Origin of the sequence: Pseudomonas sp. GD04015 (assembly GCF_029837675.1) — a bacterium.
Taxonomy (GTDB): domain Bacteria; phylum Pseudomonadota; class Gammaproteobacteria; order Pseudomonadales; family Pseudomonadaceae; genus Aquipseudomonas; species Aquipseudomonas paralcaligenes.
Genome location: NZ_JAOEEE010000012.1, coordinates 1 through 20,626, shown reverse-complemented (window position 1 = coordinate 20,626; position 20,626 = coordinate 1). Strand labels below are relative to the sequence as shown.

Here is a 20,626-nt window from a genome sequence, read left to right as displayed (position 1 = left end):
TATCATAGCCAAGAATCGTTCCTGACTTAAGGCCTCTGGCATCAATGAAACGAACCGCATTCTTCATTTCCGACGGCACCGGCATCACCGCGGAAACCCTTGGTCAAAGTCTGCTGGCGCAATTCGAGACCATCAGCTTCACCAAGCTCACGCGCCCCTATATAGACAGCGTCGAGAAGGCGCGGGCCATGGTACAGCAAATCAACAATGCTGCCGAGAAAGACGGCGCCCGGCCGATCATCTTCGACACCGTGGTCAACCACGAAATCCGCGACATCCTGGGCCAGTCCGAAGGCTTCATGATCGACATCTTCTCGACCTTCCTGGCACCGCTGGAGGCCGAGCTCAGCGAGCATTCGTCCTACTCGGTCGGCAAGTCCCACTCCATCGCCAGCAGCACCAACTACATGGAGCGCATCGAGGCGGTCAACTTCGCTCTGGACAACGACGACGGCGCCCGCACCCATTACTACGACAAGGCCGACCTGATCCTGATCGGCGTCTCCCGCTGCGGCAAGACGCCCACCTGCCTGTACATGGCCATGCAGTTCGGCATCCGCGCCGCCAACTACCCCCTCACCGAGGAGGACATGGAGCGCCTGCAGCTGCCGACCGCCCTCAAGCCCTACAAGCACAAGCTGTTCGGCCTGACCATCGACCCCGACCGCCTCACCGCCATCCGCCACGAGCGCAAGCCCAACAGCCGCTACGCCAGCTTCGCCCAGTGCGAGTTCGAGGTGCGCGAGGTGGAGAACCTGCTTCGTCGCGAAGGCATCAACTTCATCAACTCGACCCACTTCTCCGTCGAGGAAATCTCGGCGAAGATCCTGGTCGAAAAAGGCGTCGAACGGCGCCTCAAATAATCCACTTGCCCAGCCGGTGATGTCATGACACTCATGGACGCGGTTTTGTTCGCCCCCATCGCGGCGCTGATCTCCCTCGGCCCGGGCCCCAACAACTTCTGCGCCCTCAACAACGGCATCAACTACGGCCTGCGGGCCGCGCTGCTGGCCACCTTCGGCCGGCTGGCATCCTACGCCATCTTCCTGTTCATCTCCGCGGTCGGTCTGGGCGCCATGCTGCTGGCCTCGGAGACCGCCTTCACCCTCATCAAGTGGGTCGGCGCGCTCTATCTGGTGTACCTGGGCATCCGCACCTGGCGCAGCACCGAGTTCAGCGGCCTGAAGGTCGACGAGGGCGAGTTGCGCCCCAAGTCCGCCGCCAGGGCGCCCATCGGCAAGCTGATGCTCAACGAGTTCCTGGTCGGCATCAGCAACCCGAAGGCCATCCTGCTGTTCGCCGCGATCTTTCCCCAGTTCATCAAGCCCGGTGAGCCGGCCGCCGAGCAGTTCCTCTACCTCGGCAGCACCTACCTGCTGGCCGAGCTTTGCGTCGCTTCCATGGCCTATGCCCTGTTCGGCCTGCAGATTCGCCGCCTGGTGCGCAGCCGCAAGGGCGTCAGCCGCCTGAACAAGGGCACCGGTGCCTTCTTCGTCGGCGCCGGCGGCCTGATGCTGGGCGTCAATCACCACTGACACCCGGCGCGGCGACCTAGATCGCGTCGCCCGGCACCCTCACCCAGCCTTCCATCAGGATGCGCGCGCTGCGGCTCATGATGGCCTTGGTCACCGTCCACTGCCCTTCGACCAGCCTGGCCTGTGCGCCGACCCGCAAGGTGCCGGACGGGTGGCCGAAGCGCACCGCCTCGCGCTCGCCGCCACCGGCGGCCAGGTTGACCAGGGTGCCGGGGATCGCCGCCGCCGTGCCGATGGCCACGGCGCAGGTGCCCATCATGGCGTGGTGCAGCTTGCCCATGGACAGGGCGCGCACCAGCAGGTCGACATCGCCCGCCTCGACCGTCTTGCCGCTCGATGCCCGGTAGCTGCGGGGCTTGGTGACGAAGGCGATCTTCGGCGTGTGCTGGCGGGTCGCCGCCTCCTCCGCGGTCTTGATCAGCCCCATGCGCAGGGCGCCGGCGATACGGATCTGCTCGAAGCGCGCCAGCTGCGCCGGGTCGCCGTTGATGTCCTCGCGCAGTTCGGTGCCCTGGTAACCGATGTCCTCGGCGTTGACGAACACGGTGGGGATGCCGGCGGTGATCATGGTCGCCTTGAAAGTGCCGATGCCGGGGACTTCCAGATCGTCGACCAGGTTGCCGGTGGGAAACATCGAGCCGCCCTCCTCGCCGTCATCGGACGGATCGAGGAACTCCAGCACGATCTCGGCGGCCGGGAAGGTGACGCCGTCCAGCTCGAAGTCGCCGGTTTCCTGGACCTGGCCGCCAGTGACCGGCACGTGGGCGATGATGGTCTTCTGGATGTTGGCCTGCCAGATGCGCACCACGCAGGTGCCGTTCTCGGGGATGCGCGCCGGATCGACCAGCCCCGCATGGATGGCGAAGGCGCCGGCGGCGGTGGACAGGTTGCCGCAGTTGCCGCTCCAGTCGACGAAGGCCTTGTCGATGGAGACCTGGCCGTAGAGGTAGTCGACGTCGTGGTCCGGCTGGCTGCTACGCGACAGAATCACGCACTTGCTGGTGCTGGAGGTGGCGCCGCCCATGCCGTCGATGTGTGCAGCATAGGGGTCGGGGCTGCCGATCACGCGCATGAACAGCCTGTCGCGCGCCTCGCCCGGCACCCGGCAGCTTTCCGGCAGGTCCTGCAGGCGGAAGAACACGCCCTTGCTGGTGCCGCCACGCATGTAGGTAGCGGGAATCTTGATCTGTTGCGCCATGATTTCGTCCTGGCTGATGAAGGTAGATCCTATGTTCATAGGCAGTGATTTGGCGCTGTGAGCCTACTGGGTCCCCGCCTTCGCGGGGACGACGGCATGGAAGGATGGCGGGCCTGCCCCCGTCATTCCCGCGTAGGCGGGAATCCAGGTGTTGCTGGCCCTCAGGGCCTACTCCCTCTCCCATTCATGGGAGAGGGAGCAGGCCGTGCCATCAGGCAACCGCCCCTTCAAGGAAGTCCTTGGCGAAGCGCTGCAACACGCCACCGGCCTTGTACACGCTGACGTCGGCGGCGGTGTCCAGGCGGCAGGTCACAGGGACCCTTACCACCTCGCCGTTGCGCCGGTTGACCACCAGGGTCAGGTCACAGCGCGGCGACACTTCGCCCTCGATGTCATAGGTCTCGGTGCCGTCCAGGCCCAGGGTCAGGCGGGTGGTGCCCGGCTTGAACTCCACCGGCAGCACGCCCATGCCGACCAGGTTGGTACGGTGGATGCGCTCGAAGCCCTCGGCGACGATCACTTCCACACCCGCCAGACGCACGCCCTTGGCCGCCCAGTCGCGGGACGAGCCCTGACCGTAGTCGGCGCCGGCGACGATGATCAGGTTCTGCTTGCGGTTCATGTAGGTCTCGATCGCCTCCCACATGCGCATGACCTGGCCTTCCGGCTCGACGCGGGCCAGCGAGCCCTTCTTCACCGCACCGTCGACCACGGCCATCTCGTTGACCAGCTGCGGGTTGGCGAAGGTGGCGCGCTGGGCGGTCAGGTGGTCGCCGCGGTGGGTCGCGTAGGAATTGAAGTCCTCCTCCGGCAGGCCCATCTTGTGCAGGTATTCGCCGGCGGCCGAGTCCATCAGGATCGCGTTGGACGGCGACAGGTGGTCGGTGGTGATGTTGTCCGGCAGGATCGCCAGCGGACGCATGCCCTTGAGCGTGCGCTCACCCGCCAACGCGCCTTCCCAGTACGGCGGGCGGCGGATGTAGGTGGACATCGGGCGCCAGTCGTACAGCGGGCTTTCCGCCTCCTGCACACTGCCCAGGTCGAACATCGGGATGTAGACCTGGCGGAACTGCTCCGGCTTGACGCTGGCGGCGACGATGGCGTCGATCTCCTCGTCGGACGGCCACAGGTCCTTGAGGGTGATCGGGTCGCCGTTGGCATCGGTGCCCAGTGGGTCCTGCTCGATATCGAAGCGCACGGTGCCAGCGATGGCGTAGGCCACCACCAGCGGCGGCGAGGCCAGGAAGGCCTGCTTGGCGTAGGGGTGGATGCGCCCGTCGAAGTTGCGGTTGCCGGAGAGCACGGCGGTGGCATACAGGTCGCGGTCGATGATTTCCTTCTGGATCACCGGATCGAGCGCACCGGACATGCCGTTGCAGGTGGTGCAGGCGTAGGCGACGATGCCGAAGCCGAGTTTTTCCAGCTCCGGCAGCAGGCCGGCCTCTTCCAGATAGAGCCTGGCGACCTTCGAGCCGGGGGCGAAGGAGGTCTTCACCCAGGGCTTGCGTACCAGGCCCAGCGCATTGGCCTTCTTCGCCACCAGGCCGGCGGCGACCACGTTGCGCGGGTTGGAGGTGTTGGTGCAGCTGGTGATGGCGGCGATGATCACCGCGCCGTCCGGCATCAGGCCCTCCGCTTCCTCGACCTTGCCGCTCTGCAGCTTGGCTTCGTCGGCGATGCCGCGCTCGGCCAGCGCCGAGGTCGGCAGGCGGCGGTGCGGGTTGGACGGGCCGGCCATGTTGCGCACCACGCTGCCCAGGTCGAAGGACAGCACGCGCTCGTACTCGGCGGTCTTCAGCGCATCGCTCCACAGGCCGAGGGCCTTGGCGTAGTTCTCCACCAGAGCCACCTGCTCCGGCTCGCGGCCGGTGAGCTTGAGGTAGTCGATGGTCTGGCCGTCGATGTAGAACATCGAGGCGGTGGCGCCGTATTCCGGGCACATGTTGGAGATGGTCGCGCGGTCGCCGATGGACAGGCTGTCGGCCCCCTCGCCGAAGAACTCGACGTAGGCGCCGACCACGCGTTCCTTGCGCAGGAACTCGGTGATCGCCAGGACGATATCGGTGGCAGTGATGTCGGGCTTGCGCTGGCCGGTCAGTTCCACGCCGACGATATCGGGCAGGCGCATCATCGACGGATGGCCGAGCATCACGGTTTCCGCTTCCAGGCCGCCGACGCCGATGGCGATCACGCCCAGGGCATCCACATGCGGGGTGTGCGAGTCGGTGCCAACGCAGGTATCGGGGAAAGCCACGCCGCCGCGCGCCTGGATCACCGGGCTCATCTTCTCCAGGTTGATCTGGTGCATGATGCCGTTGCCGGCCGGGATCACGTCGACGTTCTTGAACGCGGTCTTGGTCCACTCGATGAAGTGGAAGCGGTCCTCGTTGCGGCGGTCCTCGATGGCGCGGTTCTTCTCGAAGGCGTCCGGGTCGAAGCCCGGCGCTTCCACGGCCAGCGAGTGGTCGACGATCAGCTGGGTCGGTACCACCGGGTTGACCTTGGACGGGTCGCCGCCCTGCTCGGCGATGGCGTCGCGCAGGCCGGCCAGGTCGACCAGCGCGGTCTGGCCGAGGATGTCGTGGCAGACCACCCGCGCCGGGTACCAGGGGAAGTCCAGGTCGCGCTTGCGGTAGATCAGCTGCTCCAGAGAGGCGGTCAGGCTCTGCGGGTCGCAGCGGCGCACCAGTTGTTCGGCCAGCACGCGGGAGGTGTACGGCAGGCCGGCCCAGGCGCCGGGCTTGATGGCGTCCACCGCCGCGGGGGCGTTGTAGTAGTCCAGGTCTGTGCCTGGCAGGCGTTCACGGTATTGGCTGTTCATGGTCGAACCTGTATGGGCTTGGCGGGCGGCCCCGGCGACCCTCCCCCGTCCGGGAGAAGGCGCGCTGCACGGTCAGCGAGGGGCGCGCCGCTGGATTACGGACGGTCCTTGAGGGGCACGAACTTCAGGTCTTCCGGACCGACGTAGTTGGCGCTCGGCCGGATGATCTTGCCGTCGATGCGCTGCTCGATGACGTGGCTGGACCAGCCCGAGGTGCGGGCGATCACGAACAGCGGGGTGAACATGGCGGTGGGCACACCCATCATGTGGTAGCTGACAGCGCTGAACCAGTCGAGGTTGGGGAACATCTTCTTGATGTCCCACATGATGGTTTCCAGGCGCTCGGCGATGTCGTACATCTTGGTGTTGCCCTGCTCGCCCGAGAGCTGGCGGGCCACTTCCTTGATCACCTTGTTGCGCGGGTCGGCCACGGTGTAGACCGGATGACCGAAGCCGATCACCACTTCCTTGCGCTCGACGCGGGCACGGATGTCGGCCTCGGCCTCGTCCGGGTTGTCGTAGCGCTTCTGGATCTCGAAGGCCACCTCGTTGGCGCCGCCGTGCTTGGGCCCGCGCAGCGCGCCGATGCCGCCGGCGATGCAGCTGAACATGTCGGAGCCGGTGCCGGCGACCACCCGGGAGGTGAAGGTGGAGGCGTTGAATTCGTGCTCGGCGTACAGGATCAGCGACGTGTGCATGGCACGTACCCAGGACTCGCGCGGCTTCTCGCCGTGCAGCAGGTGCAGGAAGTGACCGCCGATGGAGTCGTCGTCGGTCTCTACCTCGATGCGCCGGCCGTTGTGACTGAAGTGATACCAGTACAGCAGCATGGAGCCCAGCGAGGCCATCAGCTTGTCGGCGATGTCGCGGGCGCCCGGGTGGTTGTGGTCTTCCTTCTCCGGCTGCAGGCAGCCGAGCACGGACACGCCGGTGCGCATCACGTCCATCGGGTGGGCGGACGGCGGCAGCTGCTCCAGCGCGGCCTTGAGGCCCGCCGGCAGGCCGCGCAGTGCCTTCAGCTTGGCCTTGTAGGCGGCCAGTTCGGCGACGTTCGGCAACTTGCCGTGCACCAGCAGGTGGGCGATCTCCTCGAACTCGCAGGTGGTGGCGACATCGAGAATGTCGTAGCCGCGGTAATGCAGATCGTTGCCGGTACGGCCGACGGTGCACAGGGCGGTGTTGCCGGCGGCGGTGCCGCTCAGGGCCACGGACTTCTTCGGCTTGAAGCCAGGGGTGGTCGCTTCTTGGGCGCTCATCGCGGGTCTCTCCTCATCATTCGTTCTTGTGCGTGCGCAGGCGGACCTGCGTGCCGATCACTTCTTGCCGGCGGCGAACAGCGCGTCCAGCTTCTGCTCGAAGGCGTGGTAGCCGATGCGGTCGTACAGTTCAACGCGAGTCTGCATCTGCTCGATGACGTCTTTCTGATGACCGTTCTGGCGGATCGAGGTGTAGACACTTTCCGCTGCCTTGTTGGCCGCACGGAACGCCGACAGCGGATACAGCTGGATGGCTACACCGACCGAGGCCAGCTCGTCGCGGGTGAACAGCGGCGTGGCGCCGAACTCGGTGATGTTGGCCAGCACCGGCACGTTCAACTCGCGCACGAAGCGCTCGTAGGTCGGCAGGTCGTAGGCGGCCTCGGCGAAGATGCCATCGGCGCCCGCCTCCACGTAGCGCCGGCAGCGCTCGATGGCGGCGTCCACGCCCTCGGCCTGAATCGCGTCGGTACGGGCGATCAGGAAGAAGTCCGGGTCGGTCTTGGCGTCGGCGGCGGCCTTCACCCGGTCGACCATTTCCTCGCAGGAGACGATTTCCTTGCCCGGGCGGTGGCCGCAGCGCTTGGCACCGACCTGATCCTCGATGTGGGCGGCGGCGGCGCCGGCCTTGATCAGGCTCTTGATGGTGCGTTCGATGTTGAAGGCGCTGGGACCGAAGCCGGTGTCGATGTCCACCAGCAGCGGCAGGTCGCAGACGTCGGTGATGCGGCGCACGTCGGTGAGCACGTCGTCCAGGGTGTTGATGCCCAGGTCCGGCAGGCCGAGGGAACCGGCCGCCACGCCGCCGCCGGACAGGTAGATGGCGCGGAAGCCGGCACGCTTGGCCAGCAGTGCGTGGTTGGCGTTGATCGCGCCGATGACCTGCAGCGGTTTCTCTTCGGCAAGGGCCTGACGGAAACGCTGGCCGGCGGTGTTCTGACTCATGACTCACCTCGTGTTTTGGACGGGTTGGCGAGCGCTTCCTGGTAGTGGCGCTCGATGTTGCGCTTGGAGGCGCCGATGTGACGGCGCATCAGCAGCTCGGCCAGTTCGCCGTCACGATCGGCGATGGCATCGAGAATGCGGTGGTGTTCGGCGAAGGCCTGGTGCGGCCGGTTGGGCATGCTGGAGAACTGCAGCCGGTACATGCGCACCAGCTGGTACAGCTCGCCGCAGAGCATCTGCGCCAGGGTCTTGTTGCGGCTGCCCTGGATGATCCGGTAGTGGAAGTCGAAATCGCCTTCCTGCTGGTAGTAGCCCACGCCGGCCTTGAACGCTGCGTCCTGCTCGTGCAGTTCGAGCACCCGGCGCAGTTCGTCGATCTCGTCCTGCCCCATGCGCTCGGCCGCCAGGCGGCAGGCCATGCCCTCCAGGGACTCGCGGATCTCGTACAGTTCGATCAGCTCGGCATGGCTGAGCGACACCACCCGGGCGCCCACGTGGGGAACTCGCACCAGCAGCTTCTGTCCCTCGAGACGGTGTATCGCTTCGCGCAACGGCCCGCGGCTGATGCCGTAGGTGCGCGCCAGTTCGGGCTCGGAGATCTTGCTGCCCGGGGGGATTTCGCCCTGCACGATGGCCGCCTGGATGCGGCGGAAGACGTGTTCGGCCAGGGTTTCCGAGTCACCCTGGTCGGCAGCGGTCGAGTCGATAAATTCGAGCATCATTGTCAACAACACTGACTTCAACGAGCCCAAAATAAGCCCTGAAAAGCTTTTATGTCAATGAACAAAACCAGGATTGTCGACAATCTGAAGAGAGAGCAAAACGGTGCCCAACCGACCATTTCACCTGCAGAAACGCTCATAAGCGGCTGTCGCCGCAGAAAAACCCCATGTTAGAATGCCGCCCGCATCCACCGGCCCAGGCCACCCGTGCGCCTGCTAGACTTCATCGGCCGGCCCCATGCCCCGCCGCCCCGACGACGCGACCCATCAAAGGATTTATGCGACTCACGTCCCTCGCCATCCTCCTCGGCATCCTGATGCTTCCCGGCCTGAGTCCCGCCGCCGAAAAGACCGTCTATGGTCTGAACGAATACGTCAGCCTTACCGAACTGGACCTGCAGGTCGCCGCCAAGCTCGACACCGGCGCCAAGACCGCGTCCCTCAGCGCCCGCGACATCAAGCGCTTCAAGCGCGACGGCGAGACCTGGGTACGCTTCTACCTGGCCATCGACGACGCCCACGAGCATCCGATCGAACGCCCGCTGGCGCGCATCAGCAAGATCAAGCGCCGCGCCGGCGACTTCGATCCCGACGAAGACAAGACCTACACCGCACGCCCGGTAATCGAACTGCAGCTGTGCATGGGCAAGGCCCGACGCACCATCGAAGTGAACCTGACCGACCGCAGCGCCTTCCAATACCCGCTGCTGATCGGCTCCGAAGCGCTCAAGCGCCTGGATGCCCTGGTCGATCCCAGTCTTAAATATGCTGCTGGCAAACCTGGCTGCACCTCCGCAAACTCTGCCGAGTAACTCACATGCGCTCTCTTACCCTGCATCTGAAAGTCCTGATCACCCTCCTGGTGACGGTGGGCGTTCTGGTCACGGCCTACCAGATATTCATCCTCGGCATCCCGGTGACCGAAGACGAGACCGACGATCTGTGGAACATCGACGCCAAGGTCGAATTCCAGGCCAGCCCGCGCGAACCGGTGAAGGTGCAGATGTTCGTGCCGCCGCTGAACCAGGACTACGTCAGCCTCAACGAGAGCTTCATCTCCAACAACTACGGCGTGAGCGTCAACCGCGTCGACGGCAACCGCAAGCTGACCTGGTCGGCCCGCCGCGCCAACGGCAACCAGACCCTCTACTACCGCCTGGTGCTGACCAAGCGCTACAGCGGCGAGCCGGCCAAGGCCAAGGGCCCGATCTTCCGCGACAGCATCGCCGTGGAAGGCGCCGAGAAGATCGCCGCAGAAGCCCTGCTCGCCCCCATCCGCCAACACTCGGCGGACGTGCAGACCTTCATCAGCGAGACCATCAAGCGTGTCAACAATGCCGGCGACGACAACGTCAAGCTGCTGCTCGGCGGCGACTCGTCCACCGCCAACAAGGCCAAGGTGATCGACCTGCTGCTGTCCATCGCCCACGTGCCGATGGAGCGCGTGCACACCATCCGCCTGGTCGCCGACACCCAGCAGACCCCGGAACTTTGGCTGCGCAGCTTCAACGGCGACAACTGGCTGTACTTCAACCCGGAAACCGGCGAACAGGGCCTGCCGGTCGATCGCGTGGTCTGGTGGACCGGCGACGAGCCGCTGGTGACCATCGAGGGCGGCAAGAAGCCGCAGGTCAGCTTCACCCTGAACAACAGCGAGATGAACGCCATCCGCCTGGCCAAGCTGACCGACGAGAACACCGACGTCGACTTCCTCGAATACTCGCTGTACGGCCTGCCGCTGCAGACCCAGCAGACCTACCAGATCATGATCATGATCCCGATCGGCGTGCTGGTGATCCTGATCCTGCGCAACCTCGGCGGCCTGCAGACCCTCGGCACCTTCACCCCGGTACTGATCGCCCTCGCCTTCCGCGAGACCCAGCTGGGCTTCGGCATCGCGCTGTTCACCATCATCACTGCCCTCGGCCTGTCATTGCGCTCGTACCTCGAACACCTCAAGCTGCAGATGCTGCCGCGCCTGTCGGTGGTGCTGACCTTCGTGGTGGTGCTGATCGCGGTGATCAGCCTGTTCAGCCACAAGCTCGGCCTGGAGCGCGGCCTGTCGGTAGCCCTGTTCCCGATGGTGATCCTGACCATGACCATCGAGCGCCTGTCCATCACCTGGGAAGAGCGCGGCGGCGCCCACGCCTTCAAGGTCGCCGTCGGCACCCTGATCGCCGCATCGCTGGCCCACATGCTGATGAGCATCGAGCAGCTGACCTACTTCGTCTTCACCTTCCCGGCCGTGCTGCTGATCCTGGTGGGCTTCATGCTGGCGATGGGTCGCTACCGCGGCTACCGCCTGACCGAGCTGTTCCGCTTCAAAGCCTTCCTGAAGGATTGAACCCATGATCGGCCTGTGGAAGACGTGGAAGGCCCTTGAAGCCAAAGGCATCATGGGCATCAACCGACGCAACGCGGACTACGTGCTGAAGTACAACAAGCGGCACCTGTACCCGATCGTCGACGACAAGATCATCACCAAGGAGCGGGCCATCGAGGCCGGCATCCACGTACCGGAGCTGTACGGCATCATCTCCACGGAGAAGGAGATCGAGCGCTTCGACGAGATCATCGGCGGGCGCAGCGACTTCGTTATCAAACCGGCCCAGGGCGCCGGCGGTGACGGCATCCTGGTGATCGCCGACAAGTTCGAGGGCCGCTTCAAGACCGTCTCCGGCAAGATCGTCAGCCACGACGAGATCGAGCAGCAGCTCTCCAGCATTCTGTCCGGCCTGTATTCGCTGGGCGGCCACCGCGACCGCGCGCTGATCGAATACCGCGTCACTCCGGACCCGATCTTCAAGAGCATCAGCTACGAAGGCGTGCCGGACATCCGCATCATCGTGCTGATGGGCTACCCGGTGATGGCCATGCTGCGCCTGCCGACCCGTCAGTCCAACGGCAAGGCCAACCTGCACCAGGGCGCCATCGGCGTCGGCGTGGACCTGGCCACCGGCGTGACCCTGCGCGGCACCTGGCTGAACAACAAGATCACCAAGCACCCGGACACCACCAACGCGGTGGACGGCGTGCAGCTGCCGAACTGGGACGGCTTCATGAAGCTGGCGGCCGGCTGCTATGAACTCTGCGGCCTCGGCTACATCGGCGTGGACATGGTGCTGGACGTGGACAAGGGCCCGCTGATCCTCGAACTCAACGCCCGCCCCGGCCTGAACATCCAGATCGCCAACGACTGCGGCCTGACCCATCGCGCCCACGCGGTGGAAGCCCGCATCGCGGAACTGGCGAAGGACGACATCAAGGAAAGCCCGGAAGAGCGCGTGCGTTTCTCCCAGCAGCTGTTCGGCCACATCAAGCCGAAGGAAGTCTGAGACAGGGCGCGCGGACGAAGCCCCCTCAAACCCCGTCATTCCCGCGCAGGCGGGAATCCATGCGCTGCGTTTCTGGGTCCCCGCCTTCGCGGGGATGACGGGACGGTGCGCCACGAGCGCGGTCACCATTCGGTCATCGCCCCGTCACCTGCGCGACACGGCATCGGTCCAGACTGATGCCATGAATGTCACAAGCCTGCATATCGCCCTGGTCAGCGAGACCTATCCGCCCGAAGTCAATGGCGTGGCCAACACCCTCGGTCGGCTCTGCCAGGGCCTGCGCGAACGCGGCCACCAGCTACAGCTGGTGCGCCCGCGCCAGGTCGACGAAGCCGGCGCCAGCGACGAGGAACTGCTGCTGACGCGCGGCTGGCCGCTGCCCGGCTACGCCGGCCTGCAATGGGGACAGTCGTCGCTGCACAAGCTACTCCGGCGCTGGCAGCGCAACCGGCCGGACGTGCTCTACATCGCCACCGAAGGGCCACTCGGCCTCTCGGCCCTACGCGCCGCGCGGCGCCTCGGCATCCCGGTGGTCAGCGGCTTCCACACCAATTTCCAGCAGTACAGCAGCCACTATGGCCTGGGCCTACTCACCCGCCTGCTGACCGGCTACCTGCGCTGGTTCCACAACCGCTCGCGGCTGACCCTGGTGCCCAGCCCCAGCCAGCGACTGGAACTGCAGCGGCGCGGTTTCGAGCGGCTGGAACTGCTGGCCCGCGGCGTGGACGGCCAGCTGTTCCACCCAGCACGGCGCTCGCCGGAACTACGCGCCGCCTGGGGCCTGGAGGAAGACGAGATCGCCGTGCTGCACGTCGGCCGCCTGGCCGCGGAAAAGAATCTGCAACTGCTGGTGCGCACCTACCGGGCGCTGCAACAGTCCCGGCTACGCCTGCGGCTGGTGATGGTCGGCGACGGCCCGCTGCGAGCGCAGTTGCAGGAAGAGCTGCCGGACGCCGTGTTCTGCGGCGTGAAACGCGGCGAGGACCTGGCTACCCACTACGCCAGCGGCGACCTGTTCCTCTTCCCCAGCCTGTCGGAGACTTTCGGCAACGTCCTGCTGGAGGCCCTGGCCTCGGGGCTTGGCGTAGTCGCCTTCGACCAGGCGGCCGCCGCCCTGCATATCCGCCACGGCCACAACGGCGCACTGGCAACACCCGGCGACGAGCAGACCTTCATCGACGCGGCGCACTGGCTGCTGCACGACACCGAAAGCCTACGACGGGTGCGCCTGAATGCCCGCCAGCATGCCGGCAAGCAGGGCTGGCCGCAGATCGTCGCCCAGTTCGAGGCGCACCTGCACCAGGCCAGCCGGCCCGGCACAGATCAGTCCTGAATGACGATCAGTCCAGCTGCTCCATCAGCTCGTCGGGGATTTCCGCGTTGTGGTAGACGTTCTGCACGTCGTCCAGGTCTTCCAGCATGTCGATCAGCTTGAGCACCTTCTTCGCGGTCTCCAGGTCGGCAATCGGCGCGCTGACCGACGGGATCATGGCGATCTCCGCTTCCTCACTCTTGAAACCGGCACCCTGCAGGGCCTCGTTCACCGCGTGGAAGTCGGAGAAGCTGGTAGAGACCAGGGCCGAACCATCCTCGCCCATCTCCACGTCGTCGGCGCCGGCCTCCAGGGCCGCCTCCATCAGCGCGTCCTCGTCCACGCCCGGGGCGTAGCTGACCTGCCCCTTGCGCTCGAACATGTAGGCCACCGAACCGTCGGTGCCGAGGTTGCCGCCGCACTTGGTGAAGGCGTGGCGTACGTCGGCGGCGGTGCGATTGCGGTTGTCGGTCATGGCCTCGACGATGATCGCCACGCCACTCGGCGCGTAGCCTTCGTAGCTCAGCTCGATCATGTTGTCGGCTTCGTTGTTGCCGGCGCCACGGGCAATGGCGCGGTCGATCACGTCGCGCGACATGTTGGCGGTCAGCGCCTTGTCCACCGCCAGGCGCAGGCGCGGATTGTCCGCCGGCACCCCGCCGCCGTGCTTGGCAGCCACGGTCAGCTCACGGATCAGCTTGGTGAAGATCTTGCCGCGCTTGGCGTCCTGACGCCCCTTGCGGTGCTTGATGTTGGCCCATTTGGAATGACCAGCCATAACTCACTCCGTCTCTTCGATCGATTTCGTACCGCTGAAATGCAAGGAGCCTGGCATGCCAGGCTCCTGTCGCTCTCTCTTATTCCGCCTTGGGCTGTTCGCGCAGGCGGATGTGCAGCTCGCGCAGCGCCTTGGCATCGACGATGCCCGGCGCCTGGGTCATTACGCAGGCCGCGCTCTGGGTTTTCGGGAAGGCGATGACCTCGCGGATCGAACTGGCGCCAGTCATCAGCATCACCAAGCGATCCAGGCCGAAGGCCAGGCCACCATGGGGCGGAGCACCGAACTTCAGCGCGTCGAGTAGGAAGCCGAACTTCTCCTGCTGCTCTTCCTCGCAGATGCCAAGCACGCGGAACACAGCCTGCTGCATGCCCTTGTCGTGGATACGGATGGAGCCGCCACCCAGCTCGGTGCCGTTGAGCACCATGTCGTAGGCGCGAGAAAGTGCGGCGGCCGGGTTGGCCTCCAGCTCTTCCGGCGAGCACTTGGGCGCGGTGAACGGGTGGTGCATGGCGGTCAGGCTGCCGTCGTCGTTCTCCTCGAACATCGGGAAGTCGACCACCCACAGCGGCGCCCACTCGCAGGTGAGCAGGTTCAGGTCGTGGCCGACCTTGATGCGCAGCGCGCCCAGGGCGTCGCAGACGATCTTGGCCTTGTCGGCGCCGAAGAACACGATGTCGCCGTCTACGGCGCCCACGCGATCAAGGATGACCTTCAGGTTGTCTTCCGGGATGAACTTGACGATCGGCGACTGCAGGCCCTCGACGCCCTTGGCGCGCTCGTTGACCTTGATGTAGGCCAGGCCCTTGGCGCCGTAGTTGCCGACGAACTTGGTGTAGTCGTCGATCTGGCTGCGCGGCATGGAGGCGGCGCCCGGCACACGCAGGGCGGCAACGCGGCCCTTCGGATCGTTGGCAGGGCCCGAGAACACCTTGAATTCCACGTCCTTGAGCTGGTCGGCCACGTCGACCAGCTCCAGCGGGATGCGCAGGTCCGGCTTGTCGGAGCCGAAGCGACGCATGGCCTCGGCCAGGGTCATGTGTGGCAGCTCGCCGAACTCCACGTCCAGCACTTCCTTGAACAGGTTGCGAATCATGGTCTCGGTGAGGCCCATGATGTCGTCTTCGTCGAGGAAGCTGGTCTCGAGGTCGATCTGGGTGAATTCCGGCTGGCGGTCGGCGCGCAGGTCCTCGTCGCGGAAGCACTTGGCGATCTGGTAGTAGCGGTCGAAGCCGGCCACCATCAGCAGCTGCTTGAACAGCTGCGGCGACTGCGGCAGGGCGAAGAAGCTGCCGGCGTGGGTACGGCTCGGCACCAGATAGTCGCGCGCGCCTTCCGGGGTGGCACGGGTCAGGATCGGCGTCTCGACGTCCAGGAAGCCGTTGTCGTCCAGGTAGCGGCGGATGCTGCTGGTGATGCGCGAACGCAGCTTCAGCTTGGCGGCCATCTCCGGGCGGCGCAGGTCGATGAAGCGGTAGCGCAGGCGGGTTTCCTCACCCACGTCGGAGTATTCGTCCAGCGGGAACGGCGGGGTCTCGGCCTGGTTCAGCACTTCCAGCTCGTAGCCCAGGACCTCGATGGCGCCGCTGGCCATGTTCGGGTTGCGCGCGCCTTCCGGACGCAGGCGCACCTTGCCGGTGACCTTGACCACGTACTCGCTGCGCACGCGGTCGGCCTTGGCGAAGGTGTCGGCGCGATCCGGGTCGAACACCACCTGGGCCAGGCCTTCACGGTCGCGGATGTCGAGGAAGATCACGCCACCATGGTCGCGACGGCGGTGAACCCAGCCGCAAAGGGTGATTTCCTGGCCGTCCAGGCTCTCGTTCAACTGGCCGCAATAGTGGCTGCGCATCATGGTCGTGGTTCGCTTCTCTAGATCAGTCTTGAATTCGCGCCCGGCTCGGGCGTGTTCTGCAATCGGCGGGAAACGGGCGACCGATGGCGCCATGGTCGATGCGTCTCCGCACCCGCGGGACAAGGGGCGGGATTATATAGCGTTAATCGCACCTGCGCAGCCCACCACCGCCCCGCAGCCTTTCTATACTGAGAGTCCAGCCCTGCGGAGACCACCCCATGGCCCTGCCCCGCCCCGCCGACGTACCCAGCGATCTGCTGGATGACTTTCGCCTCGATACCGAGGAGCAGCTGCCGCGCTGCGAGCAATTGCTGATCGAACTGGAGCGCCACCCGCAGGATGGTGGCCGGTTGCGCGAACTGTTCCGCCTGGTGCACAGCATCAAGGGCAACCTCGGCTACGTCGAACTGAACCACCTGCTGCCGCTGCCCCAGGCGATGGAGGACGTGCTGGAGTGCCTGCGCGCAGGCACCCTGCAGTTCGACAGCCTGCTCGGCGACATCCTGCTGCTCAGCCTGGACCAGCTGCGCAACATGATCCAGGCGGCCCTCGGGCTTGCCGCAGCGCCGGACCAGCGCCAGATCGACAGCCTCTGTCAGGCACTCCAGGCACTCGCGGCGGCCCCCGCATCCCGGCAGACCGAAGTCCGTCGCGGCCTGCTGCAGAACCTGGCGCCGGAAACCCGCCTGGAGCCTGTCGAAATCGGTGAAGGGCAGCTCGCCCAGCTGCTCTCCGATCATGGCATCGAGGCCAGCGCCGACCTGCTGTTCTTCGCCGGACTCATGGAAGCGGGCGAGCAGCGTTCACCCTACTGGCAGGGCCGCGGCCTGCGTCTGCTCGACCTCGCACTGGGCATGAACGAATCCGCCGGCAAGCCGGTGGCTCCCGAGCAGCTCGCAGCCGCGGTATTCCTGCACGACCTGGGCATGGCCTTCCTGCCGCTGGACCTGTTGCACAAGGGAAGCGACCTCAGCCGCGAAGAACGCCGGCAGATGCAATCCCACCCCCGCCAGGCCAGCGAACTGCTCAAGCGCATGCCGCTCTGGAGCGAAGCAGGCGAGATCATCCTCCAGCACCAGGAGCACGCCGACGGCAGCGGCTATCCGAAGGGACTGCGCGAGGCGGAGATCCATCCCGGCGCATTACTACTGAACATCGCCGACACCTACGACGCACGCACCCACGAGCGAGCCCACCAGACCCTGAGCAAGCGCCCGCGCCTGCGCGCGATCCTGGAAATCAACAACCTGGCGGGCCAGCAATTCAGCCGCCACTGGGTCGAGGCATTCAACCACACGCTGCAGAACAGACCGGAACTCGCCCACCTTTGAACGGAACCGCAAACCCGGCAATAGCCTCCAAGCATGGCATTCATTGATTCAAGCCAAGCTGGAAGCCACGTGGCCTATGTTAGGCTGCACCCATCACTGGGAGCTTGTGCTCCGGCCATATGAGGAGAAAGGTATGGAAATCAACATCGGTATCGCCGAACAGGATCGCGCCGCCATCGCCGAAGGTCTGTCCCGCCTGCTGGCGGACACCTACACCCTGTATCTGAAGACCCACAACTTCCACTGGAACGTCACCGGCCCGATGTTCAACACCCTGCATCTCATGTTCGAGACGCAGTACACCGAACTGGCCCTGGCCGTCGACGCCATCGCCGAACGCATCCGCGCCCTCGGCTTCCCCGCCCCCGGCACCTACTCCGCCTACGCCCGCCTCTCCTCCATCAAGGAAGAGGAAGACGTACCCAGCGCCGAGGAAATGATCAAACTGCTGGTCCAGGGCCAGGAAGCGGTGGTACGCACCGCCCGCGGCATCTTCCCGCTGCTCGACAAGGTCAGCGACGAACCAACCGCCGACCTGCTGACCCAGCGCATGCAGGTACACGAGAAGACTGCATGGATGCTGCGTAGCTTGCTGGCAGACTGATTTGTTAGAGAAATAGCGTATCTCCCGCGACAGAGGGACACGCCAGAAAGAACATAGCCCCCAAAAATTGATATTTTTAGGGGCTTTTTATTGACCTGTCAGCCCATCAAAGCACAACTCACTCACCACACCACTCCGCCTTCTTCCGAGCAATACGCTCAGTAGTTTTCAGATTGTGCTGTTGCAACCAGAATTGGCACTCAACCGATTGGAGCCTTCTTTCCCTTTCTTCCCTGCTCCGCTCTGCCTGACTTCGCGCTTGCTCTTCTGCGAATTGCCTAGCTCGAAACTTTTCCTCCCATGAAGGGAACTCAGCTTGGTCTTGCCCCTCCTGCAGCCCTTCTTGATCAAAGGCTTGTTGCAATTCCGAGAGCTCCTCGCCAGGGGCAGTCTTTACATGTTGCTCTTGAAAAAACTCATAAGCTAACGTTATTCCCCAAAAGCCAAAAACAACAATCACGGAGGCCAAGATAATGGCGCGACCTGTATTCAATCCCTCGAACTCCAGTGCCATCTACCTCCTCCAAGCCTTTTTTAAACTGTCTATCCATGCTCTTTCTTTCCCACTACCACTGCTCTTCTGTAGCAGTGCATAACTACAAACTAAATGATCGTGGTCGACGGAGCACGCGTGATCCGTAGTCAGGATGAATACACCAGCACAGTGACTCATAACACTAACTGCGCACAGCCTCTGGTTCGGATTAAAGTATTCAGCCTGTCAACCTCAGCGCTCTACAAATGCTCCTCGCTCAATAGATTTATCAATCGCTTGAGTGAGCCCTGCGCATCCGGGGATGCCTGCAAAGCTTCTGAAATCGAACCAGTCGCCTTCTTGAACGCATCATGCTCCGCGATCTCGCTGCCGAACTCCCAGAGCAGGATTTCCTGAACCAGCACAACGGGGGCGGCCGATTCGAATTCGTCGGCAGATATCTGGCGCAGCTTTTTCAGTCGGGACTTCAATGTGCCGCGCAGTATCGAGATGTCCCGAGGTGCCTTTGCGGCCTTGGGTCCAGCCGCCTCGTTACGCCTTGCATTGGCCCCCGCCTTGCTCTGGGGAGAGGTCAACGACGCCAGAATCTGAACAAGTCGGGAGGGCTCGATCCGAGACATCAAGACAGCTCATCTGAACTACGATAGGCACCCAGATAGATGGGCTGCGCAGCCTCGGCAGACTCTTTCACCACCTCATCTGGAGTCGATGAGAGACTGGACAACACCCGACTCATATCCGCCTTCAGCGCCGGATTACCGCAAACCTTCAAGCCTTCGTTCAATTGTTCGATAGCCTCGTGCTGCCGCTCGTCCAGCAGATGCAGATAGGCATTCGCGAAAGCCAAGAGGCTTTCATCCCCGGCAGACTCGGCAATCTCCTTGAAAACCAGCCGCGCAGGCTCTTTGCGATCCAGTTGCAGATTCAGCAAGCCCAGCTGGAAACGAGCGATCTCCATGCCTGGCGCAATCAGAAGCAGCTCCTGCATCTCTTCGCAGGCTCGCTCATACAAGCCGAGCTCCGCGTGCTCCGCGGCAAGAAAGTAGCGCGCCCCGGCATGGGACGGAGCCTGCGCCAGGGCCTTGTGCAGATGTTCCAGCGAGGCATGGTGATCGCCGGTCTGGCTGGCTTTGATGGCCAGGTGCAGGTACTCGTCCGCGTCCAGCATGTGCTTATCCTGTCAGTGATGAAATCAATGGTGTCCGGGAGGGGATTTCTGCGATGGCCCTTTGCGGGCCGACATCCATTTCTCGACCATAGCGACACCGGTTTCGGTACCCGATGGAACCGTGCGAGCCAACATGTCGCGAAAGAGTTTCTTCCCCTCTTCCGGCTTGCCCTCATGGCTCAGCAGCAGCATCTGGGCATAACTGGCCGCTCGACAACCAGCATCGAGACGAAGGGCTCTGCGGACTCCTTGCCGAGCCTCGTCCAATCTTCCGTCCAGCACGTCACAGGCCGCAAGCGCCCCGTGAGTCTCGCTGAAATTGCGGTCCAGAGCATAGGCCTGTTGCAAGGCCTTGCGGGCAGGCTCGCTTTCCGAGCGCAGGATGTGAATCCAGGCCAGCAGGTGCCAGGTACCAATATGATTAGGCATATGAAGCACTGCGCGTTCCAGATGCTCCAGCGCCACATCGAAGCTCAGATCGTTGAATTCTATCTGCCCCAGCCCACCCCAGGCCCGGCCACATTCGGGATAGATTTCGACCGCATGCATCCAGGTCTTGCGTGCCGCCTCGATCGTGCCCTGCTCGAAATGGGCGGACGCACATGCAACCAAGGCATCCAACTGGTCCGGATTCCTGGACAGTGACTCCTGGGCGGTGCGAATGGCAGAGGGATTGTCTCCATTCTCGAACTGCTGTAGAGCCAGCAAGCCAATGGCTTCCGGATTCTCTGGCTCAAGCTGTACTGCCCTTGCCGCCAGAGACTCCGCCTCCTCGTTGCATTCCAAGTGGTCCAGAGCACGAACATGAAGCATCAACGCTGCCACCGGGCAGTCGGAGCCAACCGTCAAGCGCTCCAGCAAGGCGGATGCAGCCTCGTAGGCGTCACTGTGAAAATGGCCGAGTGCGGTGTTGAAGACTACAGCCGGATGCTCCAGACCTGCAGCGATTGCATGATCCCCATACTCCGCTGCCTTCTTATATTGCCCAGTCCGGAGCAACAGATAGGTTGCCTGAGCATAGAGATGCGGGTCCTTGCTCGGATTGGTCTCCAGATGCTCGATCAACCGCATGCTGCTGGACGCCTCGCCACACTCCACGGCCAGCGCCAATGCATCGCCCAAAAGTCGGGGGTTACCGGGGTCCGCCTCAAGGTAGTCGAGTAATCTGGCGAGTCTGCTCGAAGCGTCGGATTGCATGCTGATGACCATTGGAGAAGTTCAGGCAGGATTTTGCAAAGTCCGGATTATGGCTGCGGCCTTTTGCGAATGT

Annotated in this window: 19 protein-coding genes; 8 read left to right on the top strand and 11 right to left on the bottom strand. The window is 64.2% G+C overall.

All coding sequences use genetic code 11. The features are described 5' to 3' along the window. Window positions 1-44: 44 nt before the first annotated feature. Together N7640_RS12525 and N7640_RS12520 are read left to right on the top strand one after the other, a co-directional pair. On the top strand, window positions 45-863 hold the full coding sequence (locus tag N7640_RS12525; RefSeq protein WP_220815262.1) for a pyruvate, water dikinase regulatory protein: 819 nt from the start codon (window positions 45-47) through the stop codon (window positions 861-863). A 24-nt stretch (window positions 864-887) separates the two neighbouring features. Beyond that, a complete protein-coding gene (locus tag N7640_RS12520) occupies window positions 888-1,535 on the top strand; it encodes a LysE family transporter (RefSeq protein WP_279904908.1) in 648 nt (215 codons plus the stop codon). 16 nt (window positions 1,536-1,551) lie between these two features. Here the strand turns inward: N7640_RS12520 and prpF are convergent, their stop codons facing one another. The 5 genes from prpF to N7640_RS12495 form a co-directional block, all read right to left on the bottom strand. Further along, the gene (gene prpF, locus N7640_RS12515) at window positions 1,552-2,733 is read right to left on the bottom strand and encodes a 2-methylaconitate cis-trans isomerase PrpF (RefSeq protein ID WP_279904909.1); all 1,182 of its coding nucleotides are present in this window, start codon (window positions 2,731-2,733) and stop codon (window positions 1,552-1,554) included. A 211-nt stretch (window positions 2,734-2,944) separates the two neighbouring features. Further along, complete coding sequence (gene acnD, locus N7640_RS12510; RefSeq protein WP_279904910.1) at window positions 2,945-5,554, bottom strand: Fe/S-dependent 2-methylisocitrate dehydratase AcnD; 2,610 nt, start codon at window positions 5,552-5,554, stop codon at window positions 2,945-2,947. A gap of 95 nt (window positions 5,555-5,649) precedes the next feature. Then, complete coding sequence (gene prpC / locus N7640_RS12505; RefSeq protein WP_279904911.1) at window positions 5,650-6,810, bottom strand: 2-methylcitrate synthase; 1,161 nt, start codon at window positions 6,808-6,810, stop codon at window positions 5,650-5,652. A 57-nt stretch (window positions 6,811-6,867) separates the two neighbouring features. Then, window positions 6,868-7,755 (bottom strand): methylisocitrate lyase, encoded by an 888-nt coding sequence (gene prpB, locus N7640_RS12500; protein ID WP_279904912.1) that lies wholly within the window; start codon window positions 7,753-7,755, stop codon window positions 6,868-6,870. Continuing rightward, a complete protein-coding gene (locus N7640_RS12495; RefSeq protein WP_279904924.1) occupies window positions 7,752-8,474 on the bottom strand; it encodes a GntR family transcriptional regulator in 723 nt (240 codons plus the stop codon). The genes prpB and N7640_RS12495 overlap by 4 nt, the downstream gene beginning before the upstream one ends. 281 nt (window positions 8,475-8,755) lie before the next feature. On the opposite strand from N7640_RS12495, the gene N7640_RS12490 reads away from it, so the two are divergent. From N7640_RS12490 to N7640_RS12475, 4 genes are all read left to right on the top strand, one after another. After that, window positions 8,756-9,289 (top strand): ATP-dependent zinc protease, encoded by a 534-nt coding sequence (locus tag N7640_RS12490; protein WP_220815268.1) that lies wholly within the window; start codon window positions 8,756-8,758, stop codon window positions 9,287-9,289. A gap of 5 nt (window positions 9,290-9,294) precedes the next feature. Next, window positions 9,295-10,821 carry an inactive transglutaminase family protein gene (locus N7640_RS12485; RefSeq protein ID WP_279904913.1) on the top strand — a complete coding sequence of 509 codons (1,527 nt, stop codon included), beginning with the start codon at window positions 9,295-9,297 and terminating at the stop codon, window positions 10,819-10,821. A 7-nt stretch (window positions 10,822-10,828) separates the two neighbouring features. Next, window positions 10,829-11,812, top strand: a complete 984-nt coding sequence (locus N7640_RS12480; RefSeq protein WP_220815289.1) for an alpha-L-glutamate ligase-like protein — start codon at window positions 10,829-10,831, stop codon at window positions 11,810-11,812. Between the two features lie 181 nt (window positions 11,813-11,993). Beyond that, the gene (locus N7640_RS12475) at window positions 11,994-13,145 is read left to right on the top strand and encodes a glycosyltransferase family 1 protein (RefSeq protein WP_279904914.1); all 1,152 of its coding nucleotides are present in this window, start codon (window positions 11,994-11,996) and stop codon (window positions 13,143-13,145) included. A 7-nt stretch (window positions 13,146-13,152) separates the two neighbouring features. On the opposite strand, the gene N7640_RS12470 is transcribed toward N7640_RS12475, so the two are convergent. Beyond that, window positions 13,153-13,902, bottom strand: coding sequence for a YebC/PmpR family DNA-binding transcriptional regulator (locus tag N7640_RS12470; RefSeq protein ID WP_279904915.1), 750 nt, complete (start codon window positions 13,900-13,902; stop codon window positions 13,153-13,155). 79 nt (window positions 13,903-13,981) lie between these two features. Further along, window positions 13,982-15,757 (bottom strand): aspartate--tRNA ligase, encoded by a 1,776-nt coding sequence (aspS, locus tag N7640_RS12465; protein WP_279904916.1) that lies wholly within the window; start codon window positions 15,755-15,757, stop codon window positions 13,982-13,984. 218 nt (window positions 15,758-15,975) lie between these two features. On the opposite strand from aspS, the gene N7640_RS12460 reads away from it, so the two are divergent. Both N7640_RS12460 and N7640_RS12455 read left to right on the top strand, forming a co-directional pair. Next, complete coding sequence (locus N7640_RS12460) at window positions 15,976-17,088, top strand: HD domain-containing phosphohydrolase (protein ID WP_279904917.1); 1,113 nt, start codon at window positions 15,976-15,978, stop codon at window positions 17,086-17,088. Between the two features lie 133 nt (window positions 17,089-17,221). Beyond that, window positions 17,222-17,692: a DNA starvation/stationary phase protection protein gene (locus N7640_RS12455; protein WP_279904918.1), complete on the top strand. Its 471-nt coding sequence runs from the start codon at window positions 17,222-17,224 to the stop codon at window positions 17,690-17,692. Window positions 17,693-17,810: 118 nt separating this feature from the next. Here N7640_RS12455 and N7640_RS12450 read toward each other — a convergent pair whose 3' ends face one another. The 4 genes from N7640_RS12450 to N7640_RS12435 form a co-directional block, all read right to left on the bottom strand. Beyond that, complete coding sequence (locus N7640_RS12450; protein ID WP_279904919.1) at window positions 17,811-18,206, bottom strand: hypothetical protein; 396 nt, start codon at window positions 18,204-18,206, stop codon at window positions 17,811-17,813. 221 nt (window positions 18,207-18,427) lie between these two features. After that, window positions 18,428-18,808, bottom strand: a complete 381-nt coding sequence (locus tag N7640_RS12445) for a hypothetical protein (RefSeq protein ID WP_279904920.1) — start codon at window positions 18,806-18,808, stop codon at window positions 18,428-18,430. Then, a complete protein-coding gene (locus N7640_RS12440; protein ID WP_279904921.1) occupies window positions 18,808-19,356 on the bottom strand; it encodes a hypothetical protein in 549 nt (182 codons plus the stop codon). Before N7640_RS12440 ends, N7640_RS12445 begins: the two co-directional genes overlap by 1 nt. A gap of 24 nt (window positions 19,357-19,380) precedes the next feature. Then, window positions 19,381-20,553, bottom strand: a complete 1,173-nt coding sequence (locus N7640_RS12435) for a tetratricopeptide repeat protein (RefSeq protein WP_279904922.1) — start codon at window positions 20,551-20,553, stop codon at window positions 19,381-19,383. Window positions 20,554-20,626: the final 73 nt, after the last annotated feature.